We start from the raw sequence: 16107 nt of genomic DNA, 5'->3' as shown, positions 1-16107 counted from the left end.
GGACATAAATGCACGAGAGGAATGCCATGAGGCTTTCTAGAGCCACCGCGATCCTGGCGGTGGTGACGGGGCTCCTCGCCCTGCCCGTCCCCGCCTCCGCCGACACCTGGTCGGTCGTCGAGGTCGACGGGGGATACAAGGTGACGTTGACGCTCGACGAACCCCTTCCCGTCCGGAACGCCGTCCCCGAGCTGGCGGTCGACGGCGAGTCCCTCGGGTTCGCGACCGAGAGCGCCGACGGCCACACCCTGACCCTGCTCACCGACGACCCGCGCGCCGCCGGGGCGCAGAGCGTCGAGGTCGCCTGGAACGGCGTCGTCGAGTCGGCGGCGCAGGTCCGGTCGCGGGCCGTCTACACCCCGCCGGCCGACCCCCAGCCGACGACGATCGCGACCGACCCCGGTGTCCTGGGAACGTTCCCGGTCACCGAGACCGACTACGACCTGGGCTCGCAGGCCATCGCCCTGGAAGGGCTCGGCGGGCGGTCAGGCGAACTGAAGGCCCGGGTCTACGCCCCGACGGGCGCGACCGGCCGGCGTCCGCTGGTGCTGTTCCTGCACGGGCGGCACTCCGCCTGCTACGACGCGGTGACGCGGCGGACCAGCAACAACGCCTGGCCCTGCCCCGCGCCGCAGATCCCCATCGACAGCTACACCGGCTACAAGGGCCCGGCCGACGCCCTGGCCAGCCACGGCTACATCGTCGTGTCGGTCAGCGCCAACGCGGTCAACGCCTTCGACGCCAACTTCTCCGAGGACCGGGGCGCGCTGGCGCGCGGCCAGGTCGTCATGCGCCACCTCGACCTCATCAACGAGGCCGAGAAGGGCAAGGGCGACCCGCAGCTGGTCTCCCTGTTCCAGGGCCGCGTCGACCTCGACAACGTCGGCCTGATGGGCCACTCGCGCGGCGGCGAGGGCGTGGCCAAGGCCGTGCTGATGAACGCCGGCCGGGCCAAGCCGTACGGCATCCGCGCCGTGCTGCCGCTCGCGCCGACCGACTTCGCGCGGGCCTCGCTGCCCGGCATCCCGACGCTGACGATCCTGCCGTACTGCGACGGCGACGTGTCGAACCAGCAGGGCCAGCACTTCTACGACGACTCCCTGTACGCCGTCCCCGGCGACACCGCCTTCCGCTCGGTCCAGATGGTCATGGGCACCGACCACAACTTCTTCAACACCGAGTGGACGCCCGGCGCCGCCACCGCCCCCGCCTCCGACGACTGGTCGAACAACAACGACCCCGTCTGCGGCAACCGCGCGGCCTCCCGCCTGTCGGCGAGTGAGCAGTACGACGTCGGCACCGCCCTGATGGCCGGGTTCTTCCGGCTCGTCCAGGGCCAGGAGACGGCGCTGCTGCCGCTGTTCGACGGCAGCAACAAGACCGTCGCCTCGACCGGCCGCGCCGTCGTCTACTCCGTCGCCCAGGCCCCGGCCTCCAGCCGGATCGACGTCGACACCTTCTCGGGCTCGACGAAGGCGGTGATCAGCGGGTCGGCGACCGGCGTCGTCTGCGCCAGCATGCTCGACCGCTCCCCCCAGAGCGGCCTGCCGTCGTGCGCGACCAAGCTGACCACCTCGCAGGCGCCGTCGTGGACCCCCGCGACGTACCTGCCCAACGCCACGGCGACCTCGCTCATGCGGTTCGGCTGGACCGACACCACCGGCAAGCTCACCGTGCCGCTGGCCGAGCGGAACATCTCCAGGGCCGAGTACCTGACCTTCCGGGTCGCCCGCGACGAGAACATCCCGGCCGCCCAGCCCCTCGACCTCGACCTCACCCTGGTCGACGGCCGCGACCGCAGCGTCACCGTGCCGGTCTCCTCGCTGAGCACCGCCCTGGAGGCGCTGCCCGGCCTCGCCTCCCCGCTGCCGAAGACCTGGCTCCGCGCGGTACGCCTGCCGCTGGCCGGGCTCAGCGGCATCGACAAGAAGGACATCAAGGAGGTGTCGCTGACCGGCTCCTCCGCCACCGGCGGCGTCTACCTGGCCGACCTGTCGTTCACCCGCTACCGCGTCGGCGAGGAGACCATCGCCACGCTGCCGCAGGTGTCGGTGGGCGACGTGACGGTGGTCGAGGGCGACGGCCCGGGCACCGCGACGATCCCGCTCACCCTGTCGCGGGTCTCCACCCAGCCGGTGACCCTGTCGGTACAGGCCCTGGCGGCCGGCACCAACCCGGTGATCGCGTCGCTGGCGACGTCGGTCACCATCCCGGCCGGATCGCTCGGCGGGACCTTCACGGTCCCGGTGACCGGTAACACGGTCAGGTCGACGACGGCGCAGTCGTACCAGGTCGTGGCCGGCGTCACGGCCGGCGCGACGGTCGGCGACGGCTTCGCCCGTCTGGTCGTCACCGAAGACGACTGATCCTCGGCCGACGCCTCCGCCCGACGGTGGGAACGCCGGGCGGAGGCCTCTCCGAGCATGGGGCACCCGCGTATACGCCCGGTATAGGGCCAGGTATCAGAGCCAGCCGCGGGACCGCGCCGTGCTGACCGCCTCGGCCCGGTTGCGCGCCCCCGTCTTGCCGATCGCCGACGACAGGTAGTTGCGCACCGTCCCCTCGGTCAGGAACAGCGACCGGGCGATGTCGGCGACGCTCGCCCCGCCGTCGGCGGCGCGCAGGACGTCACACTCCCGTACGGTCAGCGGGCTCGCCCCCACCGTCAGAGCCGTCACCGCGAGCTTCGGGTCGACCACGCGCTCGCCCGCCATCACCCGCCGGACGGCGGCGGCCAGTTCGGCGGCGGGCGCGTCCTTCACCACGAAGCCGGCCGCCCCCGCGTCGAGGGCGCGGCGCAGGTAGCCGGGCCGGCCGAACGTCGTCACGATGACGACCCGCACCACGCCGTTGAGCCGCTCGGCGACCTCCAGGCCCGACAGGCCCGGCATCTCGATGTCGAGCAGCACCACGTCGGGGTGGCAGGCGGCCACCGAGGCGAGGACCTCGTCGCCCCGCGCCACCTCGGCGACCACCTCGATGTCGGGTTCGAGGCCGAGCAGCGCGGCCAGGCCGCCCCGTACGAGGTCCTGGTCGTCGGCGATGAGCACGCGGATCACGGCACCTCCACCCGCAGCCGGTAGCCGCCCTCGGGGCGGGCGCCGGCCTCCAGGGTGCCACCGGCCGCCTCGACCCGTTCGGCCAGGCCCAGCAGGCCGGTGCCGGGCCCGGCCCCCGTGCCGGCCCGGCCGTCGTCCCGGATCTCCAGTGACCGGGCGCCGAGGGTGATCCAGCAGCGGGTGGCCCCGCTGTGCCGCAGCACGTTGGTCACCGCCTCGCGTACGACCCAGGCGAGCAGCGACTCGGAACCGGACGGAACGGGACCCGCGCCCGAGACGGTCAGCTGGATCCCGGCCAGGTCGAGCGCGGCCCGCGCGTTGCCCAGCTCCTCCGGCAGCGACACCGCGCGGTAGCCGGCTACCGCGTCGCGCACGTCGTCGAGGGCCTTGCGGGCGGTGCGCTCGACGCCGCCCATCTCCTCGGCGGCCCGCGCCGGGTCGGTCTCGGCCAGCCGGGCGGCGAGCTGGCTGCGGATGGTGATCGAGGTCAGCGTGTGGCCGAGGATGTCGTGCAGGTCGCGGGCGAACCGCAGCCGCTCGTTCTCCACCGCGAGCCGCTCGCTCTCGGCCGTCGCCCGGCTGAGCCGCATGATCAGGCGCCGCATGTGGACGAGCGCCCCCACCGCCCCCGCCTCCAGCGCCATCACCAGCGGCACCCACCACACGAACCCCTCGCCGAACGCCGCCAGCGCCACCACGTTCACCACCATCGTCCCGGCCAGCCCGGTCGCGAAGAACACCGGCGGCAGCGTGCCCAGCACGGAGATCACGAGCACGAACGAGGTGTACGCCCACGGCGCCCCCAGCAGCGGATAGAGCGCCGCCGCCGAGGTCAGCAGCAGCGCGACGCTCCGCAGGTCGGGCCCGCCGACGCCCATGACCCGCCACATGATCCGCCCCCAGCAGAAGGCGAACACGCCGACGAGGATCACGATCAGGGCGAGCTCGGCGGGCCCCCGCGTCCGGAACGCGGCCCACAGCGGCCAGACCAGCACGAGCAGCCAGACCTGGGAGGCCAGCCGCGCGACGGTCAGCGCCCTGCGGCTCACCTCCACGCGGCACTCCGGTAGCGCCACACCCCGAGCAGGACGAACAGCGCCGTCCACCCCGCGAGCACCAGCACCGAGGTCCCCGTCGGCGCCAGCCCGTCGAGCGCCCGCCAGCCCAGCGACCCCGCCTGGTAGGCGGGGCTGTACTCCGCCGGCGTCCGCAGCCCCTCGGGCATCCGCGACACCGGCAGCCACAGGCCGCCGAGCACCGCCAGCAGGAAGTAGGCGACCATCATGGCGATGTTGGCCGACTGGCCCTTCAGCGAGTAGCCGAACGCCACCCCGAGAGCCGCGAACGGGATCACCCCGGCCCAGATCAGCAGCGGCAGCGCCAGCCACGTGCCGGCCGGCAGCCGCACCCCGCCCAGCAGCGCCCCGGCCGCCAGCACGATCACCACGCTCGGCAGCACCGCCAGCATCCCGCCCACGAGCTTGCCGACGATGTAGCCGTGGGCGGGCAGCGGCGTGACGGCCAGCTGCCGCAGCCAGCCGCTCGACCGCTCCAGCGCGATCGCCCCGCCGATGAACAGCGCGCCGCCCATCGCGCCGTACGTGGCCATCGACACCATCGACACCGGCCCGGAGGCCAGGTCGAGCACCTTCGTCCACAGCAGGTAGAGCAGCACCGGGAACCCGGCCAGGAAGACGAGGTTGACCGGGTTGGACATGGCGCGCCGCACCTCGAAGCGCAGGAAGGACCGCATCACGCCCCCTTCCCGGTCAGGCTGACGAACGCGCTCTCCAGGTCGACCCCCGACGTGCGCACGTTCCGCACGTCGCCGAACCCGGCGAACAGCGCGCGGAGCGTCGCGTCGGAGTCGCCGGTCCGCAGGGTGGCCGTGGTGCCCTCGATCACGATGGCGTGCACGCCCGGCAGCGACCGCAGGCCGGGCTCGTCCATCGTATCGAGGGTGAGCCGCACCTCCGTGCCCCCGACCAGCGCCTTGATCTCCTCCACCGGCCCGTCGGCGACCACCCGTCCGCCCGACAGCAGCACGACCCGGTCGGCGTGGTCGTCGGCCTCGGCCAGGTAGTGGGTGGCGAACACGACGGTGCGGTCGCTGACCTGCCGCCACAGCGCCCGCCGGGCGTCGACGTCGAGCCCGACCGTGGGCTCGTCGAGGATCAGCAGCCGGGGGTCGCCCGCCAGCGCGAGCGCGAACCGCACGAGCTGCCGCTGGCCGCCCGACAGCCCCAGCACGCGGCGACCGGCCAGCGCCTCGAGCTCGGGGTCGGCCAGGATCGACGGCGTCGGATACATCCCGGCCACGGCCCCGACCAGGTCGCCGACCCGGACGTCGTCGGGCAGCCCGGCGTCCTGCAGCAGCACCCCCACCCGACCGGCCGCCAGCGCCTCACGGGGCGGACGGCCGAGCAGCCGGGCGGTGCCCGAATCGGGGGAGAGCAGTCCGAGGGCGATCGACAGCAGCGTCGTCTTCCCGGCCCCGTTGGGCCCGAGCAGCGCGACCTTCTCACCCTCGCGGACGCGCAGGCTCACGCCGTCGAGCGCGGTGATCTCTCCGTAGTTCTTCTTCAGTTCGGTGAGTTCCAGCATGGGTTCAGCCTCGCCGGGAGGGGGTGGCGGCCTGTAGTGCCGCCGATCAGCCCGGCCCGGATGACGAATGTCATAGCGTCACACCGGCAGGAACTCGATGATCTGCCGGGTGCCCGTCGGGATGACCGCGCCCCGCGTCAGCCCCGCCTTCGCGGCCAGGTCGGTGAGCTGCTCGACGTCGCGTTCGCGGCCCAGGCAGTAGGCGAGCATGCGCAGGTCCATCTCGGTGCTGACCGCGCCGCCGGTCGCCTCCTCGATGACGATCACCCTGCCGCCGGGCCGGGCGGCGGTGGCGCAGCCGGCCAGGACGCGGCCCGCGTCGGCGTCGCTCCAGTCGTGCACGACGCGCGACAGGACGTAGCCGCCCGCCCCGGCGGGCAGCGGGTCGAAGAAGCTCCCGGCCAGCGCCCGCCCGCGATCGGCGAGACCGGCGTCGGCCAGGGCCCGCGCGGCGGTGGCGGCGGGGGCCGGGAGGTCGACCACCGTCCCGCGCAGCCCGGGGTGGGCCCGCAGCAGCGCGATCAGCAGGGTGCCGTCGCCGCCGCCCACGTCGACGACCTCGCCGAGGGCGGCCCAGTCATAGGCCGCGGCGACCTCGCCGACCTTCTGGGCGCCCATGGACGCGTCGAACGACCCGGCCACGCCGGGGTCGGCCGCGAGGTCCTCCCAGAAGCCCCGGCCGAACCGCCGGGGGAAGGCCGCCTCGCCGGTGCGGACCGTGTGGAGCAGCTCCACCGCGCACAGGTCGGCGCGGCCGATGGCGCCGGTCAGGTCGAGCTGGGCACGGACGCGCTCGGGGTGGTCGTCGCGCAGCCACTGCCCGTCGTCGGTCAGCGCGTAGCCGCCCTCCTCGCGGTGGAGGAAGCCGGCCGTGACGAGGTGGTCGAGGACGCGGACGAGAGGGTCTTCGGCGACCCCCAGCCGGGCCGCCAGCGCCGGGCCGGTCGCGACCCCGGCGGTGATCTCGTCGGCGACCCGCAGCGTGGCCGCGACCCGCAGGGCCATCGGCGTGTAGAGGTCGGCGGCCCGCCAGAGCCGGCCGCCCCAGGGCTCCGTCATCGCGCCCTCCTTCGTGGTCAGACGTCGGTGATCAGGGAGTTCAGCACGGCCTGCCGGTCGGCCTTGGGGGTCGGGCCGTAGCGGCGGGTGCTGTCGAGCGATTCGAGGCCGAGGAGCTCGGCGACCAAAACGGGGTCTTCGCCGTCGTGGATGAGCTGGGTGGCGAAGGTGTGCCGCAGCACCAGGGGGCTGACCGGCTCGGCGGGATCGGCGAAGCCGGTGACGATGTCGCGGGCCGCCCGGTCGCTCAGGCGGAAGCCCCGGTGGTTCAGGAACATCGCCGGGTGGGCGTCGGCCCCCTTCCAGCCGGCGCGGGCCTCCAGCCAGCCGGTCAGGACCTGACCCAGGTCGGGGTGGACGGGCACCAGCCGGCTCCGGCCGCCCCGGACGCTCAGGCCGTCGGGACGCACGTCGGCCACGTCGAGGCCGACGACCTCGGAGATGCGCAGACCGGCGAGGTAGGGGAGCAGGGCGATGGCCCGGTCGCGGGGGGTCGCGGTGCGGCGTACCTGGGCGAGGTAGCGGCGGACGCCCGGGGCGTCGAGGGTGCGGGGGGCCGGGCGGCGGACGTCGCGCTCGCGGCGGGCCCGGGGCTTGCCGACACCCCGCCGGGCGTAGAAGTCGTCGAGGGCCGACAGGTAGGTGTCGATCGTGGTGGGGGCGCGGTGGGCGCTCTTGAGGTGGCGCCGGAAGCCGCGCACGGCCCCGGTCGCGGTCGCCGGGTCGGTCAGCGGGTCGGCGTCGAAGGTCTGCCCGGCCAGCCACGACAGGTATCCGCGCAGGCGGGAGACGTATTTCGCGCGGGTGGAGCCGGCCAGGGAGGTGGTCTCGAGCGCGGCGGCGTACTCGGCCAGCACCGTGGTGTGCGGGGCCGGGAGCGCGACGGCTCCGGACCGGCTCTTTCCGTAAGTCACCCCTGCATTCTACTTCCGGAAACACGGATTTCCGGAAGTCATGAGGTATCCTGGAGATACCGAGGACATTTCGAGCGTTGGCATTCAGGTCGGCGTCGCCCCCGGCGAACCATGACCGGCTCCCCGAGGGGCTGGATGGGCCAGGCGCACGATGACGACGTCAGTGACCACTCAACGAACACCGATCAAGTCCGTCGCCTCGGCGATGCCGCAGGCCGACAGCGCCGTGCGGCTGAGCCTCAGCCCGGCGCTCGACCGGACGGCCGTGGCCGACGGTGCCTGGTGGCCCCGCTCCCGCGACGCCACGGCCGAGCTGCCCGGCCTGATCGCCGCCGTCGACCAGCGGATGGGCCGCGCGACGATGCGGGTCGGCCTCCACGCGGACGCGTGGGACGACATCCCGCACCGCATCCCGGCCCGGGGGCGGCAGATCCGCGTCGGCTGGTTCCGCCACTCCGATCCACGCATGATCACGCTCACGCTCGACGGACGTCAGGAGGTCGCCCTGCTGGTCGTCCCGCCGGACGCCGAGCGCGCGCCCGACGCCGGGGAACTCACCGGCGAGCAACTGCGCGCCCTGGCCGCCGAGCTGGCGCTCTGACACCCCCCTGTACCGCCTGCCGGCTGGATCGAGCGGCCCAGAGACCGCCCGTCCTGGCGGCGGGCCGATCTCCGGCCGGCAGGCATCTCCATCCCGCCCTTCAGTAAGGAAGATCCGCCATGACCGTCATGGAAACCACGGCGCCGACCGTCATCCACCTGTCGGGAGACATCGACATCTTCACCACGGCCGCGCTGCGCCGCCAGGTGCTGGGCGCGCTCGACGACGGCGCCGGAGCGCTCGTCCTGGACATGTCCGGGGTGACCTTCTGCGGCGCGGGCGGGCTGGGTGTGCTGCTGCACGCCCAGCGCCGGGCCCGGGCGCTGGGCGCGACGGTGACGCTGACCGGCGTCCCGCCGAGGATGGCCCGGCTGCTGGAGGTCACCGGGCTGAGCGACCGGCTTCCCCTGGTCGTCTGATCAGAAGCCCGGCATCCCGGCCTTGCCGGCCACGACCGTGCTGGTGAGGGTGCCGACCTCCGAGATCGTGATGGTGATCTCGTCGCCCGCGCGGAGGGTGAACGGCAGCTCGGGCACCAGGCAGGTGCCGGTCGCCAGGATCACCCCGTCGGGGAAGACGTCCTCGCGGAACAGGTAGCCGACCAGGTCGTCGAGCCTGCGGTGCAACTGGCCGGTGCTCGCCTCCCCGTGCCAGGCCCGCCCGCCGTCGCGGGTGATCGTCAGTTCGATCCCGAGCGCGTACGGGTCGGGCACCTCCCATGACGGCCTGATCGCCGGGCCGGTGGCGCAGCCGCCCAGGTAGATCTTGGCCTGGGGGAGGTAGAGCGGGTTCTCGCCCTCGATCGTGCGCGAGCTCATGTCGTTGACCACGGTGTATCCGGCGATCTCGCCGTGCCGGTTGACGACCAGCCCCAGTTCCGGCTCCGGCACGTCGATCTCGGAGTCGCCCCGCACCGACACGTGCCCGCCGTGGCCGGTCGCCCGCCAGGCCGCCGACTTGAAGAACAGCTCGGGACGGTCGGCGTCGTAGACGAGGTCGTAGACGTCGGCCGCCTTCTCGCTCTCGACCATGCGGGCCGCCTTGGAGCGCTCGTAGGTCACCCCGGCCGCCCACACCTCCATGCGGTCGTCGAGCGGCGGGAGGAGGCGTACCGACGAGCGGTCGTGGCGGGGGCCGTCGGCGGCGGCGCACCGGTCGCGCAGCTCCTCCACGGTGAGCCGGAGCAGGTCGCCGATCGTCCCGTCGATCTCGGTGAGGTGGACGCCGTCGTCGAGACCGATCGTGGCCTGGCCGGTGACCGGGCCGATGAATCGCACGATGTGCACTATCTGCTCCTTTGGGGTGGTTCGTCGGGGCTATCTTCCCAAAGCCGTTCCGTCGCCGACGTGCAGGAGCGCGTCGGCGCCGTCGAGGGTGTCGGGGGCCAGGGGGAAGTAGCCCATCTGAGGGGTGGTGTCGGTGCGGGAGACGCCCGACGGCATCGCGGTGGTCAGGCCCCAGGTGGGGAACCGGCGCCGCAGGTCGCCCTCGTAGGTGCCGTCGGCCGGTTCGCCCAGCCCGAGGACCGGGCTGCGGCCGAGGCTCGTCGCGATGAAGGCGTACCGGTCGCCCCACAGCGACGCCACGATCTCCCCGGCGCCGTGCCAGGTCAGGGCCTTGTCGCCCAGGCGCCAGGTGCTCGGGGTCTTCTTCAGGTGCAGGTTGTGGGAGAAGACGAGGGTCCGGCCCCGGCGGGTCTCGGCGTCGCGGATGTCGAAGAGGTTCTCGGCCATGATGGCGTCGCGGACGGCCAGCAGCAGGCACATCCGCGCGCCCTGGTCGTCGAGGGGGACCGCCGCCTGCCGGTGGTAGCGGAGCAGGCCGATCCCGGCCGTCAGATGGGTCTTGGCCCGCAGCCACGCGGCGCGCGGGCTCTCCGGGGCCCGCTCGTAGAGGCGGGCGAGCATGTCGTCGGCGATGACCCGCACCTTCCCGGCCTCCGGGGTCGCGCCGGGCGACCGGGCCGGATCCATGATCGCGTCGGTGTGGCCCCAGCGTTCGTCGTCGCCCAGCAGCCCGGCCAGGTCGACGTCGAGGCCCAGGTGGTCGCGGGCGTGTTCCAGGTGGGCGCGCGGGCTGGGGGCCGTGGTGTTCTCGGTGGGGGCGTCGAAGCCGTGGAAGGTCAGCCGCTCCTCCGGGGGCCGCGTGGCGTTGTGGTCGCGCAGCCAGGTGACGAGGGCGCGGTTGGGGGCGTACGCGCCCCAGCCGTGGGAGAAGCCGTCGCGCATGACGTCGTCGAGGGAGCCGGGCCCGCCCTGGACGTAGTCGTCGACGGCCAGCGCCGCGACGCGGTCGATCTCCAGGGCGATCGAGCGGAAGCCGAGGCCGGTCAGCCGGTCGAACAGGTCGTTGCGCAGCCATCCGAAGGCAGGCTCGCCGTGGGTGGGCTCGCCGAGCCCGAGCAGTTCACATGACGGAGGGACGAAGTCTCGAATGTCCTGACTCATGTGCCGCAAGCGTAACATTGAAGCCTCCGTTGAGACTTTTCCCGCTTTCGTCGTCGATCGGGGAGCTAAAGTCTCCAAACGGTGATGAACCTTGCGACCAGCTGACCTCGCCCGCGAGCACGGCATCTCGACCCAGGCGGTCCGCAACTACGAACAGGCCGGGTGCCTGCCGCCCGCCGGGCGCACCCCCAGCGGCTACCGCGTCTACACCGAGGCCCACGCGGCGGCGCTGCACGCCTTCCTGGGGCTGGTCCCGGCGTACGGGCACGCGACGGCGGTGCAGATCATGAACGCCGTCCACGACGACCGGCTCGACGACGCGCTGGCCCTCGTCGACGCGGGCCACGTCCAGCTGCTCCGCGACCGGGAGACCCTCGACGCGGTGCGCGGAGCCGTACACCACCTGACGACGGGGCCGGGGAACCCCGGCGTGAAGAGCATCGGCGCGCTCGCGCGCCGGCTCGGGCTCACCCCGGCCACCCTGCGCACATGGGAGGAGGCCGGGATCCTCGATCCGGCCCGCGACCCGGCCACCGGATACCGGCTCTTCCGCGCCGACGACGTCCGCGACGCCGAACTCGCCCACTTGCTCCGGCGCGGCGGCTACCCGCTGGCGCACGTCGCGACGGTAATCCGGCAGATCCGCACGGCGGGCGGCGCCGGCTCGCTCGCCCGCGCCCTCGACGACTGGCGGCGCCGCCTCACCGCCCGGGGGCTGGCCACGCTGCACGCGGCGGCGCGGCTCAGCTCCTACCTGGCGGTCAGGGGGTCACTTGTGGGTGCGGAGCACCCGCTTCTCGACCAGCCCGAGGATCACGTCGCACAGCTTGCCGAGCGCCGCGAGCAGCAGGATGGCCAGTAGCAGGATGTCGGTCCGGCCGGTGTTCTGGCTGTCGGTGAGCAGGAAGCCCAGGCCCATCGACGACGCGATCAGCTCGGCGGCGACCAGGAACAGCCAGCCCTGGGCCAGCCCCAGCCGCAGCCCGGAGAAGATCGCCGGGGCGACGCTGGGCAGCATGATGCGGCCCAGCAGCTCGCCGCCCCGCAGCCCGTAGGCGCGGCCGACCTCGACCAGGTGGGCGTCGGCGTGCGCGAGCGCCGCCGAGATCGTGGTGTAGACGGGGAAGAAGCTGCCGATCGCGACCAGCGTGATCTTCGGCCCCTCGCCGATGCCGAGCCACAGCACCAGCAGCGGCACCCAGGCCAGCGACGGAACCGCCCGCAGCGCCGCGATGCTCGGCGCGACGACCGCCCGCACCGTCGCCGACAGCCCGACGACGGCCCCCAGGAGGAACCCGAGCCCGGCTCCGGCGGCGAACCCGATCAGCACCCGCTGCACGCTGATGGCCAGGTGCTGCCACAGCGACCCGTCACCGGCCAGCTCGCCCAGCGCGTCGAGGACCGACAGCGGCGGGGGGAGCTGGGCCGACGAGTAGAGCCCCGACGAGGCGGCCGCCTGCCAGCCCACCAGCACCACGACCGGCAGGATCAGGCCGGCGGCGAGGGGCCGCCACCGTCTCTTGACGGGAGGCTTGCGGATCGGCCGCTCCGACTCCTCGGCCGATCCGGTCGTGTCGAGCAGGGTCACGGCTTGGCCGCCTGCTCGGCGAACTTCGGCTCGAGCAGGGTGTCGAGGGCGGTCTTGGCGTCCTGCTCGGTCTTGACCTGCTTCTCCTCGACGAGGGTCGGCAGGATGCGCTCCAGCACCGCGCGCTGGTCGGCGCCCGGCACCGGGCTGACGGTCAGGTTGGTGCGCTCGGTCAGCACCAGCTTGGCGACCTCGGGCGACACCTTCGACTCCTTCGACAGCAGCGCGACGGCCGCGTCGGGGTTCTTCTGGATCCAGTCGCGGGCCTTCTCGTAGGCGTTGACCGTCGCCTGGACGAGGTCGGGGTGCTCGGTGATGAACGCCTCGCGGGCGTTGAGGAAGCCGTAGGAGTTGAAGCCCGGGTTGCGGTAGACGAGCTTGGACCCGGCGTCGGTCTGGCTCTGCGCCATCAGCGGGTCGAGCCCCGCCCACGCGTCGACGTCGCCGCGCTCCAGCGCGGTCTTGCCGTCGGCGTGCTGCAGGTTGACGACCTCGACGTCGGTCGCCGCGAGGCCCGCCTCGTGCAGCGACTGCAGCAGGAAGAAGTACGGGTCGGTGCCCTTCGTGGCGGCCACCCGCTTGCCCTTCAGCCCCGCCACGTCGGTGATGGGGGAGTCCTTGGCCACCACGACGGCCGCCCACTCGGGCTGGCTGAAGATGCCGACGGCCTTGATGGGCGTCCCGTTCGAGCGGGCCTGGAATGCTGCGGCGCCCGCCGTCGAACCGAGGTCGATCACGTTGCCGCGCAGGTTCTCGTTGGCCTTGTTGGAGCCCGCCGACAGCGTCCAGGTGACCTTGACGTTCTTGGCGGCCAGCTCGGTCTCCAGCCACTTCTGCTCGCGGATGACCAGGCTGGAGGGGTTGTAATAGGCGTAGTCGAGCCGCAGTTCGGTCTGCTGCCCGCCCGCGTTCCCGGCGGCGGGCTGCCCCGTGGCGTCCTCCCCGCTGACGCAGGCGGTGGCGAGCGTCGCGGCCAGGGCGAGGGTCAGCGTGATCCGGAGTCTGCTCATCGTGCGTGGGTCTCTCTTTCCAGGGGGGTACGTCGCGGCACGCCGAGGCCTGCCAGCAGTTCGGACCTCAGCTCGGCCAGTTCCGGCTGATGATGGTCCCGGGGCCGATCGCCCGGCACGTCCAGGACGACGCTCACTCCGGTGGGAGCGCCGCCCAGAAGCACGACCCGGTCGGCCAGCTTCAACGCCTCGTCGACGTCGTGGGTGACGAGGATGACGGTGGTGCCCGATCGCCGCTGCACGTCCTCGACGAGGTCCTGCATCCGCAGCCGCGTCAGCGCGTCGAGCGCCGCGAACGGCTCGTCGAGCAGCAGCACGCCGGGCCGCCGTGCCAGCGCGCGGGCCAGCGCCGTCCGCTGCGCCATGCCGCCCGACACCTGCCGGGGCCGGTAGTCGGCGAACCCGCGCAGCTCGACCTCGGCGAGCCACTGGCGGCTCTCGGCGTCACGCCGGTTGCGCGGCAGGTCGCGGGGCAGCCCGAGGGCGACGTTGCCCGCGAGGGTGCGCCAGGGCAGCAGCCGGGGCTCCTGGAACACGACGGCGCAGCGGGGGTCGATGCCGGTGACGTCGCGCCCGTCGACCCGCACGCTTCCCGAGGTGGCGAGGTCGAGCCCGCCGACCATGCGGAGCAGCGTGGACTTGCCGCATCCCGAGGCGCCGAGCAGGGCGACCACTTCGCCGGGAGCGATCTCCAGATCGATGTCGCGCAACACGACATGGTCGCCGAATGCCCGGCCGACGCCGCGCAGCGAAACACCTGCGGGTGCGGTAGTGATCGTCACGAATCGGACTATATCCTACCAAACCGATAGACATAACGGGGTACCCAGTGAATCATCGGCCCGTGCAGCCGAACCTCGCCGCCGCGGACCCCGGAGTCCGGGCCGCCGCCCTCCGATGGCTGGCCCGCCACGGCGAGCCGGCGGACGCGGCGGCGGTCGCGGCCCTCGTCGAGGACCGCGCCGAGTTCGATGATCGGGACGAATGTAGCGACCCCCCGGAGTCGGCCCGCACCCCGGTCCGCCTCATCGCGATCGAATCCCTCGTCGCCCTCGCCGCACCGGGCGCCTATAGAGAGGTGTTCGACCACGCCCTGGCCGACGCGGACCTCCGCATCCGCGCCGCCGCGACGCTGGGCGCCTCAACCGGGGCGCTGCTGGCGCGGCTCGCGGTGGAGGAGGACCGGGGCGTGCGCTACCGGATCGCGGTCGCGCTGCATCCGGCCGACGTGGCGCTCCGGGTCCTGGAGGAACTGAGAGCGGGCGACGACTTCGCGGCCGTGGCGGCCGGCGTCGTCCTGGACGCCGCCGCGGAAGCCGACTGACCCGGCGGACTCCAAGCGGGGTGCAAGTCGATGCTGGCATGCTGATCCCGAAATTTCGGGAAGGATCATGGTGTTCGGGATTGTTCGCCCCTGCAAGCACAACCTCTGCGGCAACCTGTTCGCGGAGTGGATGGCCCACCTGTGCGGCCTCTGCGTGGCCCTCCGTGACGAGCACGGCCACGCCGCGCGTCTCGTCACCAACTACGACGGCCTGCTCGTCTCGGTGCTCACCGAGGCCCAGTCGAAGGAGACCCGGCACCGCCGCGCCGCCCCCTGCGCGCTGCGCGGGTTCAAGGGCGCCGACATCTCGGAGGCGGAAGGGGTCCGGCTGGCCGCCGCGGTGTCGCTGATCCTCGCCTCGGGCAAGCTCAAGGACCACATCGAAGACGGCGACGGGCCCTTCGCCCGCCGGTTCGTCGCCGCGGGCGGCGGGCGGCTGGCCGACAGGTGGGAGCGGGCGGGGACTACCACGGCCGGGGCGCTGGCGTTCGATCCGGGGCCGCTGCTGGCCGCCGTACGGGAGCAGGCGCGGGTGGAGCGGCTGCCGGGCATGTCGCTGCTCCAGTTGACCGCCCCGACGGAGGACGCCGTCGCGGCGGCGTTCGCGCACACGGCGGTGCTCGCCGGGAAGCCGGGCAACCGGGAGACGCTGGAGGAGGCAGGGCGCTACTTCGGGCGGCTGGCCCATCTGCTCGACGCCGTCGAGGACCTCGACCGGGACCGCGCGCAGGGCGCCTACAACCCGCTCGTCGCCTCCGGCACCGACCTCGCCACCGCCAGGCGGCACTGCGACGACGCGATCGGCGGGCTCAGGCTGGCGATGGCCGATCTCGACCTCGAACGGCGCGGGCTGGTCAAGGCGCTGCTCGTCAGGGAGACCGGACGGGCCGTCGAGCGGACCTTCGCCGAGGCGGAGGCCCCGAAGAAGGACCGCCGCGTCAAGCCCGACCCCGGCGGGCTGATCTCGCTGGTGTGCTCGGCCGCCGCGTGCTGCACCTGCGGGCTGTACCGCCCCCCGTGGGACGAGGAGCGGTACAAGTCATGCGCCGAGCGCTGCGACTGCAGCGGGTGCGACGCCTGCTCCAACTGCTGCGAGGGGTGCTCGGGCTGCTGTAACTGCTGCCAGTGTTGTGACTGCTCCTGCAACTGCTAGCACTTCGGGGCGACGGCGTCGATCTTCCCGCCGAAGTCGTCGTCGTAGACCTTGCGGAAGTCGCCGCTGCGGACGACGCGGGTCTCCTTCTTCGACGGCACCTCGATCCAGTTGATGAAGCAGCCGTCGGAGGTGGCCCGGAAGGAGCCCACGTTGTCGTGCAGCGCCGGGGGCACGTCCACGTAACCGTTGCCCGGGTTCCAGCACCACGACGAGCCCCTGTAGTCGCGGCCGCTGAACATGCAGATGTCACCGGGCCCGGCCTGGGCGGCGGGAGCCGTGACGGTCAGGGAGGCGAAGGCGATCAGGCCGGCGAGGGTGGCGTAACGAATCATGCTGCGACGATAA

18 protein-coding genes are annotated in these 16107 nt (G+C 73.1%); 6 read left to right on the top strand and 12 right to left on the bottom strand.

Annotation, left to right across the window (positions count from 1 at the left end):
- Positions 1–26: 26 nt before the first annotated feature.
- On the top strand, positions 27–2366 hold the full coding sequence (locus tag FDA94_RS20850) for an alpha/beta hydrolase (RefSeq protein WP_137248753.1): 2340 nt from the start codon (positions 27–29) through the stop codon (positions 2364–2366).
- A gap of 96 nt (positions 2367–2462) precedes the next feature.
- Here FDA94_RS20850 and FDA94_RS20845 read toward each other — a convergent pair whose 3' ends face one another.
- The 6 genes from FDA94_RS20845 to FDA94_RS20820 all read right to left on the bottom strand — a co-directional run bounded on the left by FDA94_RS20845 (position 2463) and on the right by FDA94_RS20820 (position 7636).
- The gene (locus tag FDA94_RS20845; RefSeq protein WP_137248752.1) at positions 2463–3059 is read right to left on the bottom strand and encodes a response regulator transcription factor; all 597 of its coding nucleotides are present in this window, start codon (positions 3057–3059) and stop codon (positions 2463–2465) included.
- A complete protein-coding gene (locus tag FDA94_RS20840; RefSeq protein ID WP_137248751.1) occupies positions 3056–4114 on the bottom strand; it encodes a sensor histidine kinase in 1059 nt (352 codons plus the stop codon). The genes FDA94_RS20845 and FDA94_RS20840 overlap by 4 nt, the downstream gene beginning before the upstream one ends.
- Complete coding sequence (locus tag FDA94_RS20835; protein WP_137248750.1) at positions 4105–4812, bottom strand: ABC transporter permease; 708 nt, start codon at positions 4810–4812, stop codon at positions 4105–4107. Before FDA94_RS20835 ends, FDA94_RS20840 begins: the two co-directional genes overlap by 10 nt.
- The gene (locus FDA94_RS20830; protein ID WP_137248749.1) at positions 4812–5663 is read right to left on the bottom strand and encodes an ABC transporter ATP-binding protein; all 852 of its coding nucleotides are present in this window, start codon (positions 5661–5663) and stop codon (positions 4812–4814) included. Before FDA94_RS20830 ends, FDA94_RS20835 begins: the two co-directional genes overlap by 1 nt.
- A 78-nt stretch (positions 5664–5741) precedes the next feature.
- Positions 5742–6722, bottom strand: a complete 981-nt coding sequence (locus FDA94_RS20825; RefSeq protein WP_137248748.1) for a methyltransferase — start codon at positions 6720–6722, stop codon at positions 5742–5744.
- Positions 6723–6739: 17 nt separating this feature from the next.
- On the bottom strand, positions 6740–7636 hold the full coding sequence (locus tag FDA94_RS20820) for a tyrosine-type recombinase/integrase (protein ID WP_137248747.1): 897 nt from the start codon (positions 7634–7636) through the stop codon (positions 6740–6742).
- A 163-nt stretch (positions 7637–7799) separates the two neighbouring features.
- On the opposite strand from FDA94_RS20820, the gene FDA94_RS20815 reads away from it, so the two are divergent.
- Together FDA94_RS20815 and FDA94_RS20810 are read left to right on the top strand one after the other, a co-directional pair.
- Positions 7800–8237: a DUF5994 family protein gene (locus FDA94_RS20815; RefSeq protein ID WP_137248746.1), complete on the top strand. Its 438-nt coding sequence runs from the start codon at positions 7800–7802 to the stop codon at positions 8235–8237.
- Between the two features lie 119 nt (positions 8238–8356).
- On the top strand, positions 8357–8656 hold the full coding sequence (locus tag FDA94_RS20810; RefSeq protein ID WP_137248745.1) for an STAS domain-containing protein: 300 nt from the start codon (positions 8357–8359) through the stop codon (positions 8654–8656).
- Here the strand turns inward: FDA94_RS20810 and FDA94_RS20805 are convergent, their stop codons facing one another.
- Both FDA94_RS20805 and FDA94_RS20800 read right to left on the bottom strand, forming a co-directional pair.
- A complete protein-coding gene (locus FDA94_RS20805; protein ID WP_137248744.1) occupies positions 8657–9523 on the bottom strand; it encodes a fumarylacetoacetate hydrolase family protein in 867 nt (288 codons plus the stop codon).
- 30 nt (positions 9524–9553) lie between these two features.
- Positions 9554–10684 carry an erythromycin esterase family protein gene (locus FDA94_RS20800; RefSeq protein ID WP_281286605.1) on the bottom strand — a complete coding sequence of 377 codons (1131 nt, stop codon included), beginning with the start codon at positions 10682–10684 and terminating at the stop codon, positions 9554–9556.
- Between the two features lie 91 nt (positions 10685–10775).
- Here FDA94_RS20800 and FDA94_RS20795 point away from each other — a divergent pair, with 91 nt between their 5' ends.
- Positions 10776–11546, top strand: coding sequence for a TioE family transcriptional regulator (locus tag FDA94_RS20795; RefSeq protein WP_137248742.1), 771 nt, complete (start codon positions 10776–10778; stop codon positions 11544–11546).
- Here the strand turns inward: FDA94_RS20795 and FDA94_RS20790 are convergent.
- The 3 genes from FDA94_RS20790 to FDA94_RS20780 are packed head-to-tail and all read right to left on the bottom strand — an operon-like array spanning position 11454 to position 14064.
- The gene (locus FDA94_RS20790) at positions 11454–12272 is read right to left on the bottom strand and encodes an ABC transporter permease (RefSeq protein ID WP_212735420.1); all 819 of its coding nucleotides are present in this window, start codon (positions 12270–12272) and stop codon (positions 11454–11456) included. The genes FDA94_RS20795 and FDA94_RS20790 overlap by 93 nt on opposite strands.
- A complete protein-coding gene (locus tag FDA94_RS20785; RefSeq protein WP_137248741.1) occupies positions 12269–13282 on the bottom strand; it encodes an aliphatic sulfonate ABC transporter substrate-binding protein in 1014 nt (337 codons plus the stop codon). Before FDA94_RS20785 ends, FDA94_RS20790 begins: the two co-directional genes overlap by 4 nt.
- Positions 13279–14064: an ABC transporter ATP-binding protein gene (locus FDA94_RS20780; RefSeq protein WP_246060066.1), complete on the bottom strand. Its 786-nt coding sequence runs from the start codon at positions 14062–14064 to the stop codon at positions 13279–13281. Before FDA94_RS20780 ends, FDA94_RS20785 begins: the two co-directional genes overlap by 4 nt.
- A gap of 62 nt (positions 14065–14126) precedes the next feature.
- Here FDA94_RS20780 and FDA94_RS20775 point away from each other — a divergent pair, with 62 nt between their 5' ends.
- Entirely contained in the window at positions 14127–14606 is a 480-nt protein-coding gene (locus FDA94_RS20775; RefSeq protein WP_137248740.1) for a hypothetical protein, read from the top strand.
- A gap of 67 nt (positions 14607–14673) precedes the next feature.
- Complete coding sequence (locus FDA94_RS20770; protein WP_246060065.1) at positions 14674–15759, top strand: DUF5685 family protein; 1086 nt, start codon at positions 14674–14676, stop codon at positions 15757–15759.
- Here the strand turns inward: FDA94_RS20770 and FDA94_RS20765 are convergent.
- Positions 15756–16094: a hypothetical protein gene (locus FDA94_RS20765; RefSeq protein WP_137248738.1), complete on the bottom strand. Its 339-nt coding sequence runs from the start codon at positions 16092–16094 to the stop codon at positions 15756–15758. The genes FDA94_RS20770 and FDA94_RS20765 overlap by 4 nt on opposite strands.
- Positions 16095–16107: the final 13 nt, after the last annotated feature.

Source organism: Herbidospora galbida (genome assembly GCF_005233835.1).
GTDB classification, from domain to species: domain Bacteria; phylum Actinomycetota; class Actinomycetes; order Streptosporangiales; family Streptosporangiaceae; genus Herbidospora; species Herbidospora galbida.
Note: the sequence above shows the minus strand (reverse complement) of the source record. Positions and strands in the feature narration are given on the sequence as shown.

What these genes read in the sequence shown, in the direction of transcription:
- FDA94_RS20770 (WP_246060065.1), top strand. Translation starts at nt 14,674, where the DNA reads ATGGTGTTCGGGATTGTTCGCCCCTGCAAGCACAACCTCTGCGGCAAC.
- FDA94_RS20800 (WP_281286605.1), bottom strand. Translation starts at nt 10,684, where the DNA reads ATGAGTCAGGACATTCGAGACTTCGTCCCTCCGTCATGTGAACTGCTC.
- FDA94_RS20830 (WP_137248749.1), bottom strand. Translation starts at nt 5,663, where the DNA reads ATGCTGGAACTCACCGAACTGAAGAAGAACTACGGAGAGATCACCGCG.
- FDA94_RS20850 (WP_137248753.1), top strand. Translation starts at nt 27, where the DNA reads ATGAGGCTTTCTAGAGCCACCGCGATCCTGGCGGTGGTGACGGGGCTC.
- FDA94_RS20765 (WP_137248738.1), bottom strand. Translation starts at nt 16,094, where the DNA reads ATGATTCGTTACGCCACCCTCGCCGGCCTGATCGCCTTCGCCTCCCTG.
- FDA94_RS20785 (WP_137248741.1), bottom strand. Translation starts at nt 13,282, where the DNA reads ATGAGCAGACTCCGGATCACGCTGACCCTCGCCCTGGCCGCGACGCTC.
- FDA94_RS20835 (WP_137248750.1), bottom strand. Translation starts at nt 4,812, where the DNA reads ATGCGGTCCTTCCTGCGCTTCGAGGTGCGGCGCGCCATGTCCAACCCG.
- FDA94_RS20810 (WP_137248745.1), top strand. Translation starts at nt 8,357, where the DNA reads ATGACCGTCATGGAAACCACGGCGCCGACCGTCATCCACCTGTCGGGA.
- FDA94_RS20825 (WP_137248748.1), bottom strand. Translation starts at nt 6,722, where the DNA reads ATGACGGAGCCCTGGGGCGGCCGGCTCTGGCGGGCCGCCGACCTCTAC.